We start from the raw sequence: 19,391 nt of genomic DNA, 5'->3' as shown, positions 1-19,391 counted from the left end.
GGGGAGGGGCGTCGCGCAGCGACGGGGTGGGGGCGGCCAGGCACGGGCGCACCGATCTGAATCAAGTCTGTCGCCCTGCCGCCCCCACCCGGCTCCGGCTACGCCTCCGCCCCCCTCCCCCGCAGGGGGAGGGAGAGGTGTTGTGTCACACCGCCTTGGCGCGGCTCCGGGTCCAGGCGTACAGGCCGAAGACCGCGACGGCGAAGCCGATGATCCCCGCCAGCATGGCCGGCCAGGTCGAACCCTCGGACAGCATGGCGAACGGCGCGTCGTCGCGGGTGGCCACGATCACCCCGGCGGTGAAGACGCCGAACAGGCTTTCGCCGACGATCAGGCCCGAGGCCAGCAGCACGCCCATGCGGCGCGCCACATCGGCGTAACGGGTGCTGGACACGGCCTTGTCGTAGATCCAGCCGCAGACGGCGCCGATGACCAGCATGGTCGTGACGGCGGCGGGCAGGTAGAAGCCGATGCCGACGGCGAGCGGCGGCAGCTTGACCTTGCCGTTCGTGGCCTTGGACACGACGGCGTCCAGCACGATTATGATCACGCCGATCACCGCGCCCAGGCCGATCAGGTCCCAACGCAGGTCGCCGCCGATCACGCCGCGCGCCAGGGCCGAGATCAGGGTGGCCTGGGGCGCCGCCAGGGTCTTGGCGCCCTCGACGATGGCGGGCGGGCCGCCCTCGAAGCCGAAGGCCTGGTTCAGCAGGTTCAGGATCAGCGGAATGACGATGGCGCCGGCGCCGACGCCGACGATCAGGGCGACCTGCTGGCGCCAGGGCGTGGCCTCGACCAGCTGACCGGTCTTCAGGTCCTGAAGATTGTCATTGGCGATGACAGCGACGGCGAAGACGACGGCGGTCACGATCAGGGCGAAGGCGATGATGGACGGATCGGCGGGTACGCCCGCGATGGCCATGACGCCCAGCATCAGCAGCGAGGCGATCACCACGGCCAGGATGCCGACGCCCGAGACCGGGCTGTTCGACGAGCCGATCAGGCCGGCCATATAGCCGCAGATGGCGGCGACGGCGAAACCGATCAGGACGACATAGACCAGGCCGCCGATCACCAGCAGCGGGGTCGATCCCGCCAGGGCGGGGGCGCTCTGGGCGAACCAGGCCAGCAGGCCGGCGATGCCGATCAGGCAGACGACCGAAATCCCGCCGACCAGTTTGATGGGCAGATCCTGTTCGGTGCGTTCCAGCACCTCGCCGTGGGCGCGCTTGGCGTTGGCGGCCAGGGCCGAGGTCAGGCCGCCGATCAGCGGTCCGGCCAGTTTGACCAGGGTCCAGATGGCGGCCACGCCGATGACGCCGGCGCCCATGAAGCGGACTTCACGGCTCCAGACCGTCATGGCCAGTTCCTCGGCCGGCGCGCCGGCGGGAAGGGTGGAGGCGATGGAGGGGATGCCGTGCGCCGTCAGCCAGGCCACGGTGTCGGGGCTGGTCAGGATCGGCACGGCGATCGCCCAGGCCAGGATCAGGCCGAACAGCTGTGCCAGGCCCACCGTCAGACCGATCAAATGGCCGGCGCCGAGAAGCGCGAACTGCATGCCGAAGCCCATGCCGGTGGCCCCGCCGCCCAGGGCGGCCGGAAGCTTGAAGAACCGCGCCGCCTCGCCGGCGAAGACGCGACCCGCGACCAGCAGGGCGTATCCGGCCGAGACGACGGCGCCGGCGACCACGATCCACAGGCCGGACTTGTTCTCGCGCACCGCGCTTTCGGTCTGTTCGGCGCCGCGCGAGCCGACCTTCAGCACCTCGGCGGCGGCGACGCCTTCGGGGTAGGGCAGGCCGCCGTTGGTCACCAGGGCGCGGCGCAGCGGGATGGAGAAGGTCACCCCCAGCACGCCGCCCAGGATGCAGATGGCCACCGACTGCCAGAAGGGAAACTCCAGCCACCAGCCGATCATCACCAGGCCGGGCAGGACGAAGATGATCGAACTCATGGCCCCGCCGACCGAGGCCACGGTCTGGACGGTCATGTTTTCCCAGATGGTCGAGGTGCGGAAGGCCCGCAGCACCGCCATCGAGATCACCGCCGCCGGAATGGCCGAGGCGAAGGTCAGGCCGACCAGCAGGCCCAGATAGGTGTTGGCGGCGGTGAAGATCACCGCCAGCAGGCAGCCCAGGACCAGGGCGCGAAGGGTCAGTTCAAGCCGGCCTTTAGGCGCAGCGACGGCGTCAGTCATCGAAATCGGTTCCCACGTTCGACGCGGACGTAAGCCCATAACGTCGCCTGCGGCAACCGGTCACGCTCAGGCCCCGTTCAGACGGCGAGGGGCTGAAGCTCCCGGAACCGCCGCCTGGCCCTGCGAACCAGGCCGGGCGAGGCCACCGTCACCCGGTAGACCCCCGCCATGACCAGGGCCGTCAGGGCCCAGGACAGCAGGATGTCCGACAGGAAATGCCCGCCGAAGGCCAACCGGTTCATCGACAGGGCGAAGGCGTAGACGACGCCGAGCGGCAGGACGACCGGCCGCCATTTCGCCGGCGTCAGCACCAGCAGGACCCCGACCATCCAGGCCGCGCTGGAGCCCTCGCCCGAGACGAAGGAGCAATTGGATTGGCAGGCGTCGCTGACCACCCAGGCGGGGGTGAAGGCCGCATCGCCGCCGAACTGATCGATCTGGATTGGGCGGGCACGTCCCCACAGCCCCTTCAGCACCAGATTGACGACCAGGCCCGGCCCGACGGCCAGGGCCGCCAGGACAAAGGCCGTGCGACGCGCGGCGGCGCCGAGAGGCCGGCGATGCAGAGCCCGCCACGCCAGTCGTCCGAGCACACCGAGCAGTAGAAGGGCCAGCACGAGGGAGGAGCTCTTGCGCAGCGCCTTCAGCAGGGGGTTGTCGGACAGGAAGAAGCCGGCTTCGGGGCGGTAGAACAGACGGCTGACGGCGATGTCGACGCCGGGAAAGGCCAGAAAATAGAGGCTGACCGCCAGCACGGCCGTCGCCGCCAGGATCGCGGCGTCGTCACGCGTCAGACCGACCGAACGGATCAGGTTCGGGAGGCGGAAACCCGGCCGGCGGATGATGATCGATTGAGACACGTTCCCCCCGGATTGCGCCCAAACTGGATGACAGACCCGGGTGTCGGCTGAACGTCGGTTCGAACAAGCTTTTCCGACGAACGTGGCGCGGGCGGACGATCCGCTTGGCCCGCCCGCGTCGAGGCGCTAGGACCGGCCCATGCCTGAACTTCCCGAGGTCGAAACCGTCCGACGCGGCCTGACGCCGGTGCTGGCGGGCGCGCGCCTGTCTCGCCTCCGCATCAACCGGCCCGATCTGCGTTTTCCCTTTCCCGAGCGGTTCGTTGAACGACTGGAGGGGGCGACGGTCGAACGGATCGACCGTCGCGCCAAATATCTGCTGGCGCCCCTGTCGACCGGCGAGACTTGGGTCACCCATCTGGGCATGACCGGCCGTTTCACCCTGGACGGGACCCTGCTGGGCGAGTTCGAGGAGGCCGCCCCCATCGCCGGCAAGCACGAGCATTTCAGCGGCTGCGCCATCCGCGACGGCGCCGCGACCCGCATCGGCTACGCCGACGCCCGCCGGTTCGGCTTCATGGGCCTGATCCCCACCGCCCAGGTCGAGGCTCATCCCTGGTTCGCCGGCCTTGGGCCCGAGCCCCTGGGCAACGGTTTTTCCGGCGCGCATCTGGTCGAGGTCTTCGCCGGCAAGACACAGAACATCAAGGTCTCCCTGCTGGACCAGCGGATCGTCGCCGGCCTGGGCAATATCTATGTCTGCGAGGCGCTTTACCGCGCCCGCATCTCGCCCCTGGTCGCGGCCGGGTCGGTGTCGAAGGCGCGGCTGGAGACCCTGGCCTCGGTCGTCCGCGACGTCCTGAACGACGCCGTCGCCGCCGGCGGATCGACCTTGAAGGACTTCGCCAACGCCGAGGGCGGCCAGGGCTATTTTCAGCACCGGTTCGACGTCTATGGCCGCGAGGGCGAGGCCTGTCGTGGGGAGGGCTGCACCGGCGTGGTCGCCCGCATCGTCCAGGGCGGTCGCTCGACCTTCTACTGCCCGTCCTGCCAGAAGACGTAGTCCCTAGAGGTCCTAACCATGCGCAAAATCCATCTGTGGATCAGTCTGGTGGTCGGCGTCCTGGTCTGGGGCGCCTATTTCCTTCACTTCGCTCAAGGCCTGCGCTCCGGTGATCTCGGCGGGCTGATCTGGTGGTTTCTCGCCGCCCTGATCGTCGCCGTCGTCGCAGAGGCGGCCGCCACCGGCCTGATCGCCCGTCTGCTTCAACGGCGCGCCCGCGCCCTGGACGACGGGCCGACGCTTCAGGCCGCGCTGAAGGCGGGGCATGTGGCCCTCATGCTGCTGGTCGGGTTGATCCTGCTCACGGCTCTGGTCCTGGCGTTGTCGTCCGTCTTCGGCTGGACGCTGGATCTGTCGGGCGCGCGGGGACAGGTGATCGCCGCCAATCTGCTGCTCGGCATGGCGGTGGTCGCCGAACTGGTGCGGGCAGGCCTGACCCTGGCCTTGATGCCGCGCCGGTAGCAAGCCGGCCTTCGCCCCTGTATGACCGCGATCAAAGGAGACCGACCATGGCCGACGTCTATTCCACCCTGCTGATCGAACGCCACGCCGACGGCTATGCGGTCGTGACCCTGAACCGACCCGAGGCGCTGAACGCCCTGAACTCGACCCTGTTCGGGGAACTGGCGGCCTTCCTGGATGTGGTCGAGACCGACGACAGCGTGCGCTGCCTGATCCTGACCGGCTCGGCCAAGGCCTTCGCCGCCGGGGCCGACATCAAGGAGATGGCGGACCAGTCCTACGCCGACATGTTCAAGGGCAATTTCTTCGCCCTGGGCCATGACCGGATCATGCGGTTCAGGAAGCCGATCATCGCGGCCGTGTCGGGCTATGCGCTCGGCGGCGGGTGCGAACTGGCGATGTTGTGCGACTTCATCATCGCGTCCGAGACCGCCAAGTTCGGTCAGCCCGAGATCAATCTGGGCGTGGCGCCCGGCATCGGTGGCTCACAACGGCTGACGCGTCTGGTCGGCAAGTCCAAGGCCATGGACATGATCCTGACCGCGCGGATGATGGACGCCGCCGAGGCCGAGCGCGCCGGTCTGGTCAGCCGCGTCGTCGCCCCCGACGCCCTGCTGGACGAAGCCCGCGCCGCCGCCGCCAAGATCGCGGCCCAGAGCCCGCTCGCGGTGATGATGAACAAGGAACTGGTCAACGTCGCCCTGGAGACGAGCCTGACTGAGGGCGTGCGGTTCGAGCGCCGCCTGTTCCACTCCCTGTTCGCCTTCGAAGACCAGAAGGAAGGCATGGCCGCCTTCGTCGAAAAGCGGAAACCGGACTTCAAGGGACGATGACCCAAGGTCGCGGCCGTCAACCGATCGCCGTCTTCCGACGTTAGAAGCGGATCATGCTCCGTTTTCTCGCCCTTCTTCTCACCGGCCTGTTCGTCGCCCTGCCGGGGGTGGCCGCCGCACAAACGCCCCTGCCGACGCAGGCGGCGGCGCCCGCCTTCCGTTCGGACCGGATCATCGTAGAGACGCGGGGGCGGGGGGCGGACGTGATCTTCATTCCCGGCCTGGGTTCGACCGGCGCGGCCTGGCGCTCGACCGCGGACAGGCTGGACGACCGTCATCGCGTTCACCTGATCACGATCCGGGGTTTCGGCCAGACGGATATCGGCGCCAACGCCAGCGGCGGTCTGGCCGGGCCGGCGGCGGCCGAGATTGAACGCTATATCCGCGAACAGAGGCTGGAGCGCCCCGCCCTGATCGGCCATTCCCTGGGCGGCCAGATCGCCCTGCGGGTGGCGGCGGACATGGGCGACCGGGTGGGCCGGGTGATGGTGGTGGATTCCGCCCCCTTCTTTCCGTCCCTGGTCGATGCGCGGGTCACGGCCCAGCAGGTCGAGCCTCTGGCGCGGCTGGGCTATCAGGCCCTGATGCTGTTCGGTGACCAGGCGTTGAAGGGCCAGGTTTCGGCTCTGGGTGGGGATCTGGGGCTGGCGGGCGACATGGTGTTCGACGGCCTGGGACTTCAGGGCGGCGACCGGCGGGTTCTGGCCCAGGGCCTGTACGAGGCCCTGACCGTCGATCTGCGGCGGCGATTGCGCGAGGTCACGGCTCCGGTGACGGTGGTCTATGGCTGGACGCCGGACACCAACAGCCCCCGAAACCGGCTGGAGGGCCTGTACCGCTACGGCTTCACCGACCTGCCCCGCCCCGCCCGCTTCGTCCGCATCGAGGGCGCCGACCACCAGGTGATGATCGACCAGCCGGCGCGCTTCCAGGCGGTCGTGCGCGGGTTCTTGGGGTAGGTCGCAGATCTTCCTTCTCCCGCTGGGAGAGGGTCAGGTGATTGCGCCCAACGTCTCCAGCACCCCCTGGCCGTAGCGATCCAGTTTCGACTGGCCGACGCCGGGCAGGGCGGCGAGGGCGGCCAGGTCGCCGGGTTCGGCGTGGGCGATTTCCAGCAGGGTCTTGTCCTGGAAGATGACATAGGGCGGGACGTGCTGTTCCGAGGCGCGATCGCGACGCCAGGCGCGCAGGGCCTCGAAGCGGGCGCGGACGTCGGCGTCCATGGTCTCCAGCGCAGCGTTGCGGCCCTCGCCGGTGCGGTCGCGGCGATTGCGCGGATTGCCTGAGCGCGTGCCGGCGTCGAAGCCTGCGGGCACGCGGCGCACCTCGATCTTGCGTTCGGCCTTGTAGACGGCGCGCACCGCCTCGCCGTCGCCCAGGCCGACAAGGGGTTTGCCGTCGTTCGGATCCTCGACCAGCAGGCCTTCGAACAGCAGGTGATCGACGATGTCGCGCCAGCCGTTGGGCGAAATGTCGGCGCCTATGCCCCAGGTGGACAGCTGTTGCTCCCACGGCTGGACCGCCTTGGTCCGGCCGGTCAGGTGATCGACGATCCGGCCCCGCCCGAACCGGCCGCCCAGACGCTGGACCGCCGCCAGGGCCTTTTGCGCGGGAACGGTGGCGTCATAAAGCAGGGGCGGGTCGCCGCAGATGTCGCAGACGCCGCAAGGCTCCGCCTCGGTCTCCCCGAAATAGCGGCGCACGGCCTGGGCGCGGCAGACGGCGCCGTCCAGCATGGCGAACAGCTGGCGGGCCTTGCGCACCTGGACCTGTTTGACCTCCTCGGCCATCGGGCGGCCGTCCAGCCGGCGCAGGGTCCAGGCGATGTCGGACGGGCCGTACAGGGTGATCCCCTCGGCCGGTTCGCCGTCGCGCCCGCCCCGGCCGATCTCCTGCCAATAGGCCTCCAGACTGCCCGGCGGATCGGCGTGTATGACGAAACGCACGTCGGCCTTGTCCACCCCCATGCCGAAGGCGATGGTGGCGACCATGACGGCCCCGTCCTCGGCCAGGAACCGTTCCAGCCGGCGGTCGCGCTCCTTGGCGTCCATGCCCGCGTGATAGGCGATGGCGTTGGTCCCGGCGTCGCGCAGCGCCTGGGCCACGCGGTCGCAGCCGTCGCGGCTGCCGCAATAGACCACGCCCGGCTTGCCGCGCCGCTCGCGCACCAGTTCGATGACGCGGGCGTCGGTCTTGGCGCGCGAGGCGCTTTCCTTGCGCTCGGCCGACAGTTGCAGGTTGGGGCGGGCGAAACTGTCGACGAAGACCCGGGCCTCTTCCAGCCGCAGCGAGCGCAGGATGTCGTCGCGGGTGCGGGCGTCGGCGGTGGCGGTCACGGCGATGCGCGGCACGTTCGGGAACCGTTCGGCCAACAGACCCAGGTTGCGATAGTCGGGACGGAAGTCGTGGCCCCATTGCGAGACGCAGTGGGCTTCGTCGATGGCGATCAGGCTGAGGGGCAGTTCGGCCAGCCGGTCCATCATGGCCCCCGCCGCCAGGCCTTCGGGCGAGACGTAAAGCAGATCGAGGTCGCCCGAGCGGGCGGCCGCCCAGATCGCCGACCGCTCGTCCAGCGACACGCCGGAATCCAGCCGAGCGGCGGCGACGCCCTGCTGTTTCAGGGCCTCGACCTGGTCGGTCATCAGGGCGATCAGGGGCGAGACCACCAGGCCCAGGCCGGGGCGCAGGATGGCCGGGATCTGATAGCAGACGCTCTTGCCGCCGCCGGTGGGCAGGACGGCCAGGGCGTCGCGCCCGGCCAGGATCTCGGTCACCACCTGGCTTTGCAGGCCTCGAAAATCTCCATGGCCCCAGACGCGTGACAGCAGCGACCGGGCATCGTCCAGCGTCGGGTCTTGAGCGGGTCGGGACTGGGTTTGCGTGGCCGGCATCCGAAGGTTGTGCACTATTTGTTCCGCCGTGCGAAGACCGCCCGGCCGTTTTCACGGCCGGGTCTTAAGTTAGAATAGGCCGTTTTCACGGCCGCGCGTCAGGCCGGAGAAGGGTGCGTCAGTGGGCGGGTGAGACGGCGAACTGGCCGCCGTCGCGATAGCGCCACAGATAGGAGGGGGCGATGGAGCCCATGCTGGTCGGATGAACCATGCCCAGGTCGGTCAGGCCGAGGGCGCCGGACGACACGACATTGTCCGACTGGAGCATGACGACCTGATCGCGGGTCAGGGGCGGGGTCAGGCCCAGCAGGCCGACGGCCTGGAACACCGAGCCCATCAGGCGGGCGATGGGGAAGGGAATGGGCAGAAGCGGCCGGTTGCGGCCGGTCTCGCGACAGACCAGCTCCAGCACTTCACGGAAGCTGTAGACGTCCGGGCCGCCCAGTTCGAAGGTGCGGCCGGCCGCGTCGCCGCGGGTCACGGCGCGGGCCACGGCTTCGGCCACGTCGCCGACATAGACCGGCTGGAACTTGGTGGCGCCGCCGCCGATCAGCGGCAGGGCGGGGGCCGAGGTCGCCATGGCGGCGAACCGGTTCAGGAAGCCGTCGCTGGCGCCGAACACCAGGGACGGGCGCAGGATGACGGCGTCGGGATAGACGGCGCGGATCTCGTTTTCGGCCTCGCCCTTGGTGCGGGCGTAGGCGGAGCGGCTGTTTGGATCGGCGCCGATGGCCGAAATCTGGACGACGCGGGCCACGCCGGCGGCCTTGGACGCCTGGGCGATGTTCTTGGCGGCCTCGACATGGGCGCTCTTGAAGCCGCGCGTGCCGCCGCCGTCATGCAGGACGCCGACCAGATTGACCACGGCGTTCGAGCCGCGCACGGCGGCCGCTACGTCGTCGGCGTTGGTCACGTCGCAGCGCATGAACTGGATCTGGCCCGGATCGCCCAGGGGCTGGACCTCGATGGCCAGAACCGGGTTGCGCACAGCCACGCGGATGCGCCAGCCGCGACGGGCCAGGGCGCGCACCGCCTGCGATCCGATGAAGCCGGAACCTCCGAAGAGGGTCACGACGCCGGGGGCGAGGTCAGCCATGAGGGAAGCTCCAGTCGAAAATCCGTGTCGGCGGGATAGACGATAGGGCGCCGCACCGCAACGCGGCGTTCGACCGTCAAGCTGGCGATCGCCGCCGCCGCCCCCATCTGCGGCCCATGAAAGTCTTCACAATCGGCTACGAGGGCGCGACCCAGGCCCAGGTGATCGACCGGCTGAAGGCGGCCGGGGTCGATCTGCTGGTCGATGTTCGCGCCGTCGCCGCCTCGCGCCGCGCCGGATTTTCAAAGACGATTCTGGGCGAAAGCCTGAAGGCCGAGGGGATCGACTATCTCCACCTGCGCGGCCTCGGCACGCCCAAGGCTGGGCGGGATGCGGCCCGCAAGGGTCATGTCGCCGAGATGCGCGCCATCTTCGCCGACCATCTGGCCGAACCTCAGGCCCAGATGGAATACGAACGGCTAAAGGCGCTGGCGCGCGAGAAGCGCGTGGCCCTGTTGTGTTTCGAGGCCGATCACGCCGGCTGCCACCGCGCCGTCCTGGCGGAGCGGCTGTCGGACGAGGCCGGCGTGAGCGTGATCAACCTTTAGCTCCCGAGCAATCGCTTCGCCGCCTCCTCCCCACGATGTGGAGAGGAGGCGCTGGATGGCTTAAGGCCGTCCCACCAACTGATCGACCGAACCACTGGTGACAGGGTGATACAGCGGCCGGGCCTCGGCGTAGATGCGGCGGGCGATGGATCGGCCCCAGTCGCCCTCGTTCCACAGGGTCTGGAACAGGGGCAGGACGAATTTGCGCCGTCCCTGGCTGGTCAAGAAATTCTCCGCCGTGGCGACGGAGGGCTGATAGCGGTGGGCCAGGGCGATCTGCAGCCAGGCGAAGGTCAGTTCGCTGTTGCCCTCGTTCGCCAGGTTCAGGGTGCGCTCCAGATCGGCCAACTGGGCGGCGGTCAGCCAGTCGGCGCCGGCGGCCAGGCCTTCGGGACGCCAGCCCAGGAAGCGCTGGCGCTGCTGGGTGTTCCACTCCGCCCAGGGAATGGCCGAGGCCGGTCCCTTGTCCTTGAAGAAGGCCACGGCGGCCGCATCGACCGGGGTGAAGGCGTTCGACACCGGGGCTACGGCGTTGGACGGTAGGCCGGGCTGATAGACCCAGGCGTCCAACTGCAGTTCGGATTCCAGGGCTGCGTCGCCGTTCACCAGATGGGTGCGGATGTCGGCCAGGAACATGGCCGTGGTCATCGGCCGATAGGCGTTGCGGTCGAAATAGCCGCGCAGCCAAGCGTCGAACCGCTCACGGCCGACGATGCGTTCGATGGTGCGCAGGAAGGCCGAGCCCTTGTCATAGGCGATGGTGTTCATGCCGTCGTCGGGATCGCGACCCAGCAGGTTCAGGTGCAGCCGGGTGTCGTCGGCGGGCAGGGATTTCAGTTCGTCCTGCAGCCCGTCCCAGCTCAGCACCTGTTCCTGCACCGCGCGATCATAGCCGTAGACCGACTCCATGATCCGGTTCTCGAAATAGGTGGTGAAGCCCTCGTTCAGCCAGAAGTCGTTCCAGGTGGCGTTGGTGACCAGATTGCCGGACCAGGAGTGAGCCAGTTCGTGCGCCACCAGCGAGACCAGCGACTGGTCCCCGGCGATGATGGTCGGGGTGGCGAAGGTCAGCTTGGGGTTTTCCATCCCGCCGAACGGGAAGGAAGGCGGCAGGACCAGCAGGTCATAGCGGCCCCAGCGATAGGGGCCGTACAGCTTCTCGGCCGCGTCCACCATTTCGGCGGTGGGCTCCAGCTCGGCGGCGGCGGCGCGCAGGCGGCTGGGCTCGGTCCAGACTCCGGTGCGCTCGTCGAACGGCGCGAAGGCGATGTCGCCGACGCCGATGGCGATCAGATAGGGCGGGATCGGATTGTTCATCCGGAAGCGCCAGGACTTCATTCCATTGGCGGCCGCCTCGCCCTTGGGCGTCAGCTGGTCGGCGCTCATGACCACGGTCAGGTCGGCCGGGGCGGTGATGCGGGCCGAATAGGTCTGGCGGATGCCGGGGCTGTCCTGGGTCGGAACCCAGGTGCGGGTCAGGATGGCCTGGCCCTGGCTGAACAAATAGGGTTTCTGACCGCCCGCCGTCTGGCTGGGCGACAGCCATTGCAGGGCCGCCGCGTCGGGACGGGTGGAATAGGTGACGACGATCTTGCGCCGTTCGTTCGGGGCGAAGGCTGGGAAATAGACCGCCAGAGACTGGCCCTTGATGGCGTCGTTCGGCCCCGTGACATAGCGCAGGGCGCGGCCGTCGGAGTCGCGCACGTCCTGTATGTCCAGGTTCTTGATATCCAGGATCACCTCATTGGCGCCGGGGACCGCCAGGATGTCCAGGGTCGCCGTGCCCGACAGGGTCTTGGCGTTGAAGTCGGCGGTCAGGTCCAGGGCCACATCGACGACGCGGGCGATCTCCGGCCGAGCGTAGGTGTGGCTGTCGACCGCGTCGGGGCCAGGGGCGGGCGCGATGGCGGGCGGAGTCATTGATCCGCCTCCGGTCGTGGTGGAACAGGCGCTGACCCCCAGAGCGGCGGCGAGGGCGAGGGCGGAGACGAGACCGAAGGCTTTGCGCTTCATCGAGGCTTTCCGGGGCTGACCATAGGGGTTGGCCGGAGAACGCGCGGAAACGCCGAAAAGATCAAGTCTGCGACAGAGGTCGCCTCAATGGGCCGCGCCGCCCGGCGCGTGGTGCGACCGGAACAGCTGTCCGCGCTCGGCGAACAGGACGCAGGCCAGGGCGATCAGGCCGAAGACGGTGAAGCCCAGCACCATGGGGACGGTGGTGCCGTTGAACTGTTGCCCCACGGCGAAGCCCAGCAGCGAGCCGACGACGGTGGAGATGAAGCCCTGGATCGAGGCGGCGGTGCCGGCGATATGGCCCATGGTCTCCATGGCCATGGCGCCGAAATTGCCGGCGATCAGGCCGAAACAGAACATGGTCAGGGTCTGAAGGATCGCGAAGGTCCAGATCGATTCATGACCGCTGAGCGCCACGGCGGCGTGGATGGCCGAGACGGCGGTGAAGCCGATCAGGGCCGTGTGCGAGATCTTGCGCGACCCCAGCGACACCACCAGCCGGGCGTTGACGATGGAGGCCACGGCGATGCCGCCGGCGATCAGGGCGAAGACGGCCGGGAAGACGGCCTCGGCGTCGAAGACGTCGGCGAAGATCTGCTGCGACGAGTTGATGAAGCCGAACAGGGCCCCGGTGATGGCCGTCATGCCCAGGGTGTAGCCCATGGCGGTGCGGTCGGTCAGGGCGGTCTTGTAGGCCGAGGTCAGCCGCTTCACCTGGATCGGCAGGCGATCCTCGGGCTTCAGGGTTTCGGGCAGGCGCAGGAAGGCCCAGACGCTGAGCGCGACCCCGACCAGGCCAAGGGCGGCGAAGATCCAGCGCCACGGCCCGACCAGCATGATTAACTGGCCAATCGACGGGGCCAGGATGGGCACGCCCAGGAAGACCAGGAAGCTGAAGGACATGACGCGGGCCATGGTGCGGCCCTCGTAACGGTCGCGCACGATGGAGACGGCCAGAACGCGGGTGCAGGCGCTGCCCAGGCCTTGGCCGATGCGGGCCAGGATCAGCATGTCGAAGCTGGGCGCCAGGGTGGCCAACAGGCTGAACACCACATAGACGCCGACGCCGAACAGCAGGACGGGCTTGCGTCCGAACCGGTCGGCCAAGGGGCCGTAGAACAGCTGGGCCCCGCCGAAGCCCAGCAGATAGGCGGTGACCACCCACTGGCGGCTGTTCTCATTGGCCACGCCCAGGTCGGCGCCGATCTGCGGCAGGGCCGGCAGCATGGAGTCGATGGCCAGGGCGTTCAGCGCCATCATCAGGGCGATGAGACAGACGAACTCGACGAAGCCGAGCTCCTTCTTGGCGGGCGCTGACGCGTGGGAAGAAGACATTTGGGCCAGATGCGCCGTCACGCGCCGATCTGCAACCGTCGCCCTGTCATAAATTGCTGCAATGCAGCGATACCGAGGTTGACCGCCGGGCGCCTCGCCAAAGCCAAGAAGCTTCGCTAGAGGAAGTCATGACAGAACAGATGACAGCACAGGCGGCGCTGGACCGCCTCGAAACCCTCTACACCCAATCCGTGACCAACCTGCGCGACGCCGTGCGGGATTTCGTCAACACCGGCGAGCGGCCCGATCCGCTGAAACGCGCCGAAGGGGTGTTCGCCTATCCCGAACTTCGCATCCGCTGGGACGGGGATCGCCCCCAGGACCTGGAGCCGCGCGCCTATGCCCGGCTGTCGAAACAGGGATCCTATTCCACCACGATCACCCGGCCGGACCTGTTCCGGCCCTATCTGACCGAACAGCTGGGCCTGTTGGAGCAGGAATATAATGCGACCTTCGAGGTCGGGCTGTCGCGCCAGGAAATCCCCTTCCCCTATGTGACCGACGGGCTGGAGGTCGCGCTGGACCGGTCGATGACAGCCGCCCTGGCGCGCTGGTTCCCGACCACGGACCTGGCCCATATCGGCGACGAGATCGCCGACGGCCTGTTCGACATGGACGGCGACTTCCCCCTGTCGCATTTCGACGGGCTGAGGACCGACTTCTCGCTGGCGCGGCTGCGTCACTACACGGGCACGCCGGTGGACGACGTCCAGTCCTATGTCCTGTTCACCAACTATAATCGCTACGTCGACGAGTTCGTGCGCTGGGCCATCGAACAGCTTCAGACGCCGGGCACGCCCTATGAGACCCTGTCCTGCGCCGGCGGGGTGGTGATCACGCGCGATACGCCCAATCCCGAGGCCTCGATCAGCGACACGGCCTGGAAGAAGCACCAGATGCCGGCCTATCACCTGACCGCGCCGGGCCATAAGGGCGTGACCCTGGTCAATATCGGCGTCGGCCCGTCCAACGCCAAGACCATCACCGACCACCTGGCCGTGACCCGTCCGCATGTCTGGCTGATGATCGGCCACTGCGGCGGCTTACGCGCCAGCCAGACCATCGGCGACTATGTCCTGGCCCACGCCTATCTGCGCGACGACCATGTGCTGGACGCGGTTTTGCCGCCGGACATCCCCATCCCGTCGATCGCCGAGGTCCAGCGCGCCCTGTACGACGCCACCAAGTCGGTCAGCGGCATGCCGGGCGACGAGGTCAAGCGGCGCCTGCGCACCGGCACGGTCGTCACCACCGACGACCGGAACTGGGAGCTGCGCTATTCCAAGTCGGCGCTACGCTTCAATCAGAGTCGGGCCGTCGCCATCGACATGGAAAGCGCCACCATCGCGGCCCAGGGCTACCGCTTCCGCGTCCCCTACGGCACCCTGCTGTGCGTCTCGGACAAGCCGCTGCACGGCGAGATCAAACTGCCGGGCCAGGCCAACCGCTTCTACGAAGGCTCGATCTCGGAACACCTCCAGATCGGCATCCAGGCGGTGGACCTGATGCGCAACGAGGGCTCGCGCCTGCACTCCCGCAAGCTCCGCGCCTTCGACGAGCCGCCGTTCCGGTGATCTGAACCGTCTCCTCCCCATGACTGGGAGGAGACGGGAAGCTGAAAAAGCACTTTACATGACAAAGTGCATTGTGCATCCTGTGATTATCGGATTTCAGGAGGAGGGCGCCATGACGCGCGACACACAGGCTATCCAAGACGACATCGCCTATATGCGGGCGCTGGCCCACGAAGGACGGCACGCGCCGTTGCTGGCGGGACGGTTTCTCGTCGCCGCGGCTCTCATCTTCGGGACGGCGAACATCGGCCAGTGGGCCATTCAGTCCGGGGTGGTCGACGTCAATCCGTGGGCGCAGCTCTGGCTGTGGATCGGGGCGGGCGTCGTCTTCGGCCTCGCCCTGACGGTCCTTATCCAGCGGCAAAAGGGTCAGCCGGGCAGCCAGTCTTCCGGCAATCGTGCGGTGGGCGCAGCCTGGTCTGGGGTCGGTTACGGTATCTTCGTCACCTGGTTGGGCCTGGTCGCGCTTTCGGTGAAGAGCGAGGACTGGGCCTGGATGTCCGTCATGCCGACGGTGGTGCTGGTGGCCTATGGTTCGGCCTGGATGGTGGGCGCGGCCATGAGCGGGGCGCGCTGGATGTCCCTGACCGCTCTGGTTTCCTATGCAAGCGCCGTCGGCGTGGCCTGGTTCATCGACAGTCCGGCCATATATCTGATCTTCACGGTCGTCCTCGTCGCCGTCGCCCTGGTTCCCGGCCTGATCATGATGCGGCAGGAACCGTCGGAGATCGTCTGATGGCGGACGACTTCGATATCAGCCGAATCGACGAGGTCATCCATGGGCGGATCCGGCTGGGCATCATGGCCTATCTGTCCGGGGCCGAGGCGGCGGATTTCAACACCCTGAAGGCGCGGCTGCAGACGACCGACGGCAATCTGTCGGTCCATCTGCGAAAGCTGGAGGAGGCGGGCTTCGTCGCTGTGACCAAGAGCTTCGTCGGCCGCAAGCCCCTGACCGAGGCGTCTCTGACCGAGGAAGGCCGGGCCGCCTTCGTCGCCTATCTGGACGCCATGGCGGGGCTGCTTCCCGCACGCTAGAAGACGGTCATGAGCGACCGTCTCCATGCCTTCGAGGCCATCGACAACTTCCGCGACTATGGCGACTACGCCACGGCGGCCGGGCGACGCGTGCGTCCCGGCCGCCTGCTGCGTTCGGCCCATCACGCCCGCGCCAGCGACGCCGATCTGGAGCGGCTGAAGGGGTTCGACCTGGGGGCGGTGGTCGATCTGCGCCGGCCGGGCGAACGCCGGGACCAGCCGTCGCGGCGGCCCGACGGCTTCGACGCCCTGGTGATCGAGGGCGGGATCGACGACGAGGCCGAGGCGCCCCACATCAGCTTCCTGAAGACTGCGGACCTCACGCCGGATTCGGGTCGGCGATTCATGACGCAAACCTATCGCAGCCTGCCGTTCGACGGCGCTCACATCGACGTCTTCAGTCGCTATTTCCACGCCCTGGGCGATCAGGACCGGCCCGTTCTGATCCACTGCGCGGCGGGCAAGGACAGGACAGGTTTCCTCGCCGCCCTGACCCATCATCTGCTGGGCGTCCACCGCGACGACCTGGTCGAGGACTATCTGCTGACCAACACCGCCGTCGATCTGGCCGGCCGCGCCCCGTCCATCGCGCGGCAGCTGCACAAGATGACCGGCCGTGTCGCCTCCGACGATGCGGTGGTGGCCTTTCTCGGCGTCGAGCCGGCCTATCTGGAGGCGGCCTTCGCCGAGGTCGAGGCGCGGCACGGCTCGCTAGACGCCTATCTGGATCAGGCCCTGGGCGTCGACGCCGCCCTGCGGGCGCGGATCGAGGCGCGGCTGTCGGCGTGAGCGCCCCCCTGACCCATGTCGTCGTCCAGGATTATCCGTGGACGGATCCTTTGTCCGTGGCTGCCGGGATCGGTGGGGCGGTCGGCGCCCTGGCCCTGCTGTCCGACGGCGGACCGGGCGGCCGCTGGTCCCATGTGGCGACGGCGCCGGACCGGGTTCACGTAGGGATGATCGAGGCCAATCTGTTCGACCCTTTGCGCGATCCGGCCTGGGGCGCGGGGACTGTGGGGCTGGCCGCCTATGACGCCGGGGCGCGTCCGGCGACGGGAGAACGGCCGTTGGTCTGGCCCGACCTGATCCTGGCCCGCTATCCGGCGATGCTCAGTTTCGACCATCATCAAGGTCGTATCCGCGCCATAGGGCGGGGGGCGACAGCGTCGCTGGCTTCGGCCGCAGCCTCCCGCGCCGCCGGGTGGCTGGCGGGGGCGGTCCCGCCAGCGACCCCGGCCGCGCCGGCCGAAGCCTTCGCGGCCGAGGCGGATGACCAGGCTTACCGCGACGCGGTGGCTGAGGTGGTCGCCCGCATCGGCGCCGGGGAACTATTCCAAGCCAATATCGCCCGCGCCTGGGGCGGCGTGCTGAAGCCCGAGGCCGATCCGTTCGATGTCTTTCTGAGGCTGCAACAGGGACGGGCCTCGCCCTATGGCGCCTTCTGGCGGATCGGCGACCGGGCCCTGGTGTCCAACTCGCCCGAACTCTTCCTGGCCTTTGACGGCGAAACCCGACGCATCGAGGCGCGGCCGATCAAGGGCACGCGCGCCCGGTCGGCCGACCCTGTCGAGGACGCGGCCCTGGCCGCCGAGCTTCAGGCCAGCGCCAAGGATCGGGCCGAGAACCTGATGATCGTCGATCTGATGCGCAATGACTTGGCCCGCGCCTCGCGCGTCGGATCGGTGGCGGTGGAGCGGCTGTTCGCGATCGAGAGCCATCCGACCGTGCATCATCTGGTCTCGACCGTCGTGGGGCGGGCCGAGCCGGGGGTGACGCCGGCCGATCTGCTGGCGGAGACTTTTCCGCCCGGATCGATCACCGGCGCGCCCAAACACCAGGCCATGAAGGTGATCGCCGAGCTGGAGCCCCCGCGCGGCGCCTGGTGCGGGTCATTGTTCATTCTGGAGGAGGACGGGGGGCTGACGGCCTCGGTCCTGATCCGCACCGCGTCGTTCGAACATCAGCAAGACCGCTGGACCTTCCGCACCCTGGCCGGGGCGGGGATCGTGGCCGACAGCGATCCGGAGGCGGAACTGGCCGAGACCGAGGTGAAAATTTCGGCCTTGAAGCGCGCCCTGGTCGGTCAGCAGTCCGAGCAGGGGATGACGGTCGCCTCGCGCGGCGCCAGATAGGCGCGACGCAGGAATTTCACTTCCGGCAGGAAGGCTTGGAAGGGCGACTTATAGGTATAGGCGGTCTCTGAGACGATGATCGAGGCGCCGTTGACGGTGAGCAGAGCCGGCGGAATCTCGGCGCCGGCGATGTCCAGCGGCGCGTTCAAGGTCCGATCTGCGGTCCCGGGCGCAGCCCAGCTCCGGCTCCAGTCCAGTTGATATTTGGTTGAGGTCACGCGCGTGACGCTGGCGACCCGCTGTTCCATGGAGGCGGGGGCGAACGGCGACAGGATCAGGGGGCCGACGTCGAAGATATTGTCGATGTCGCCCTTGGTGATGGTTCGCGACTGGGACACCAGATCCGCCACGGCCGAGGCTGTATGGCTGACGCGGCGAAAGGCCATATAGCCTTGGCACAGGTCGGCCATGGCGGCGTAGAAGACGAACATGATCGGCGCGATCAGGGCGAACTCGACCGCCGACACGCCGCGCTCATCGCGCGCCAGGCGCCGGATGAAGGATCGGATCATCAGAAGGGCTCGTTGCGGAACGCGATGGTCGACGAGATCAGGACCTGTCCGGTCCCGGAGTTGGTGACCGCCTGGCTGACCGAAGGGATCAGCAGGGGCTGCCGGTACCAGACGCGGACGACGACCAGATTCTGGCCCGCGCCGCCATCGAACCCCGTCTGCGACAGGTCCGGCGCGCCGTTTTCGTCCAGCGGCGGGTCCGTGACGTCGGAAAATTGATCGACGACCCGAACGTCTATGGTCGTGCGGTCCGGGCAGTCGCTTTTGAACACGCTCATGTCGTCGCAGAAGGCCGTCTTGAAGGCTGTTGCGTCGAAGCTCTGGGCCTGGGCCTGACCGGTCCTGACCAGGCGGCTGGCCGTCAGCACGGCGTTCTCGGCCACGGCGTCGATCATGAAGACGAGGCCGAGCTGGAAGATGGCGAACAGCAGCATGAAAAAGGGCGTCGCGATCAGGGCGAACTCGACCGCCGCCGCGCCTTCGCGCGACCTGCGGGCCTGGCCCGTTGCGAACGGAAGACCGTGACGCGCGCGCATCGGGCTCAGGGCGTCGGAGTCGCGGCCGAGGCGGTGGCGCGAACACTGGGGGCGCAGGAGGCGCCGCAGGCCATTTCGGTCGCCTGGGCGCCGCGCCAGACGCGGACCGAGCCGGTCGAGCCGCCGGTGACGACGATCTCGCGCTGGAACAGGGTGCGGCCGACGCCGTCCACGGCCACCACTTCGGTGACGCCGTAACCTTTGCCGACGATAAACAGGGTGTTGGCGTCCACCACGGTGACGTCGGCGATCTGAGGGTTGCCGACAATGACCGAAGAGGCTGCGCCGCGCAGCTGGACCCGGGCCGAGCGATCGATCTCGACATTCAGGGCGCCGCCGTCTGACCCGCTCTGGGCCTGGG

Annotated in this window: 19 protein-coding genes; 10 read left to right on the top strand and 9 right to left on the bottom strand. The window is 68.4% G+C overall.

All coding sequences use genetic code 11. The annotated features are described in order from the left end of the window. Positions 1-145: 145 nt before the first annotated feature. Together Q7J26_RS10255 and Q7J26_RS10250 are read right to left on the bottom strand one after the other, a co-directional pair. Positions 146-2,197: an OPT family oligopeptide transporter gene (locus Q7J26_RS10255; RefSeq protein WP_304936357.1), complete on the bottom strand. Its 2,052-nt coding sequence runs from the start codon at positions 2,195-2,197 to the stop codon at positions 146-148. Between the two features lie 77 nt (positions 2,198-2,274). Further along, positions 2,275-3,057 carry a phosphatase PAP2 family protein gene (locus Q7J26_RS10250; protein WP_304936356.1) on the bottom strand — a complete coding sequence of 261 codons (783 nt, stop codon included), beginning with the start codon at positions 3,055-3,057 and terminating at the stop codon, positions 2,275-2,277. 139 nt (positions 3,058-3,196) lie between these two features. Here Q7J26_RS10250 and mutM point away from each other — a divergent pair, with 139 nt between their 5' ends. Genes mutM through Q7J26_RS10230 form a run of 4 tightly spaced genes read left to right on the top strand, consistent with a single transcriptional unit; the run spans position 3,197 to position 6,314 of the window. After that, the gene (gene mutM / locus Q7J26_RS10245; protein ID WP_304936355.1) at positions 3,197-4,060 is read left to right on the top strand and encodes a bifunctional DNA-formamidopyrimidine glycosylase/DNA-(apurinic or apyrimidinic site) lyase; all 864 of its coding nucleotides are present in this window, start codon (positions 3,197-3,199) and stop codon (positions 4,058-4,060) included. An 18-nt stretch (positions 4,061-4,078) separates the two neighbouring features. Next, positions 4,079-4,522 (top strand): hypothetical protein, encoded by a 444-nt coding sequence (locus tag Q7J26_RS10240; RefSeq protein ID WP_304936354.1) that lies wholly within the window; start codon positions 4,079-4,081, stop codon positions 4,520-4,522. Between the two features lie 47 nt (positions 4,523-4,569). Further along, the gene (locus tag Q7J26_RS10235; RefSeq protein ID WP_304936353.1) at positions 4,570-5,355 is read left to right on the top strand and encodes an enoyl-CoA hydratase; all 786 of its coding nucleotides are present in this window, start codon (positions 4,570-4,572) and stop codon (positions 5,353-5,355) included. Between the two features lie 53 nt (positions 5,356-5,408). Further along, positions 5,409-6,314 (top strand): alpha/beta fold hydrolase, encoded by a 906-nt coding sequence (locus Q7J26_RS10230; RefSeq protein ID WP_304936352.1) that lies wholly within the window; start codon positions 5,409-5,411, stop codon positions 6,312-6,314. Positions 6,315-6,347: 33 nt separating this feature from the next. On the opposite strand, the gene recQ is transcribed toward Q7J26_RS10230, so the two are convergent. Both recQ and Q7J26_RS10220 read right to left on the bottom strand, forming a co-directional pair. Then, the gene (gene recQ, locus Q7J26_RS10225) at positions 6,348-8,246 is read right to left on the bottom strand and encodes a DNA helicase RecQ (protein WP_304936351.1); all 1,899 of its coding nucleotides are present in this window, start codon (positions 8,244-8,246) and stop codon (positions 6,348-6,350) included. Between the two features lie 118 nt (positions 8,247-8,364). Then, positions 8,365-9,342, bottom strand: a complete 978-nt coding sequence (locus Q7J26_RS10220) for a complex I NDUFA9 subunit family protein (protein WP_304936350.1) — start codon at positions 9,340-9,342, stop codon at positions 8,365-8,367. A 116-nt stretch (positions 9,343-9,458) separates the two neighbouring features. Between Q7J26_RS10220 and Q7J26_RS10215 the strand changes: the two genes are divergently transcribed. After that, a complete protein-coding gene (locus Q7J26_RS10215; protein ID WP_304936349.1) occupies positions 9,459-9,890 on the top strand; it encodes a DUF488 family protein in 432 nt (143 codons plus the stop codon). Between the two features lie 60 nt (positions 9,891-9,950). Here Q7J26_RS10215 and Q7J26_RS10210 read toward each other — a convergent pair whose 3' ends face one another. Together Q7J26_RS10210 and Q7J26_RS10205 are read right to left on the bottom strand one after the other, a co-directional pair. Next, positions 9,951-11,903, bottom strand: a complete 1,953-nt coding sequence (locus tag Q7J26_RS10210) for a M1 family metallopeptidase (protein WP_304936348.1) — start codon at positions 11,901-11,903, stop codon at positions 9,951-9,953. Positions 11,904-11,987: 84 nt separating this feature from the next. Beyond that, positions 11,988-13,238: a multidrug effflux MFS transporter gene (locus Q7J26_RS10205; protein WP_304936347.1), complete on the bottom strand. Its 1,251-nt coding sequence runs from the start codon at positions 13,236-13,238 to the stop codon at positions 11,988-11,990. A 128-nt stretch (positions 13,239-13,366) separates the two neighbouring features. Here Q7J26_RS10205 and Q7J26_RS10200 point away from each other — a divergent pair, with 128 nt between their 5' ends. The 5 genes from Q7J26_RS10200 (at position 13,367) to Q7J26_RS10180 (ending at position 17,982) form a co-directional block, all read left to right on the top strand. Beyond that, positions 13,367-14,812 (top strand): AMP nucleosidase, encoded by a 1,446-nt coding sequence (locus Q7J26_RS10200; protein ID WP_304936346.1) that lies wholly within the window; start codon positions 13,367-13,369, stop codon positions 14,810-14,812. Positions 14,813-14,924: 112 nt separating this feature from the next. Beyond that, entirely contained in the window at positions 14,925-15,548 is a 624-nt protein-coding gene (locus tag Q7J26_RS10195; protein WP_304936345.1) for a hypothetical protein, read from the top strand. Next, complete coding sequence (locus Q7J26_RS10190; RefSeq protein ID WP_271165228.1) at positions 15,548-15,850, top strand: transcriptional regulator; 303 nt, start codon at positions 15,548-15,550, stop codon at positions 15,848-15,850. The genes Q7J26_RS10195 and Q7J26_RS10190 overlap by 1 nt, the downstream gene beginning before the upstream one ends. A 9-nt stretch (positions 15,851-15,859) precedes the next feature. Continuing rightward, positions 15,860-16,639, top strand: coding sequence for a tyrosine-protein phosphatase (locus Q7J26_RS10185; RefSeq protein ID WP_304936344.1), 780 nt, complete (start codon positions 15,860-15,862; stop codon positions 16,637-16,639). Beyond that, a complete protein-coding gene (locus tag Q7J26_RS10180; RefSeq protein ID WP_304936343.1) occupies positions 16,636-17,982 on the top strand; it encodes an anthranilate synthase component I family protein in 1,347 nt (448 codons plus the stop codon). Before Q7J26_RS10185 ends, Q7J26_RS10180 begins: the two co-directional genes overlap by 4 nt. Here the strand turns inward: Q7J26_RS10180 and Q7J26_RS10175 are convergent. From Q7J26_RS10175 to Q7J26_RS10165, 3 genes are all read right to left on the bottom strand, one after another. Beyond that, positions 17,934-18,494, bottom strand: coding sequence for a TadE/TadG family type IV pilus assembly protein (locus Q7J26_RS10175; RefSeq protein WP_304936342.1), 561 nt, complete (start codon positions 18,492-18,494; stop codon positions 17,934-17,936). The two genes, Q7J26_RS10180 and Q7J26_RS10175, sit on opposite strands and share 49 nt — an antisense overlap. Next, positions 18,494-19,030: a TadE/TadG family type IV pilus assembly protein gene (locus Q7J26_RS10170; protein WP_304936341.1), complete on the bottom strand. Its 537-nt coding sequence runs from the start codon at positions 19,028-19,030 to the stop codon at positions 18,494-18,496. The genes Q7J26_RS10175 and Q7J26_RS10170 overlap by 1 nt, the downstream gene beginning before the upstream one ends. 5 nt (positions 19,031-19,035) lie before the next feature. After that, a partial coding sequence (locus tag Q7J26_RS10165) for a pilus assembly protein N-terminal domain-containing protein (protein ID WP_304936340.1) occupies positions 19,036-19,391 on the bottom strand: 356 nt, incomplete at its 5' end.

This window comes from Brevundimonas sp., assembly GCF_030656255.1.
In the GTDB taxonomy this organism is placed as follows: Bacteria; Pseudomonadota; Alphaproteobacteria; order Caulobacterales; family Caulobacteraceae; genus Brevundimonas.
Note: the sequence above shows the minus strand (reverse complement) of the source record. Positions and strands in the feature narration are given on the sequence as shown.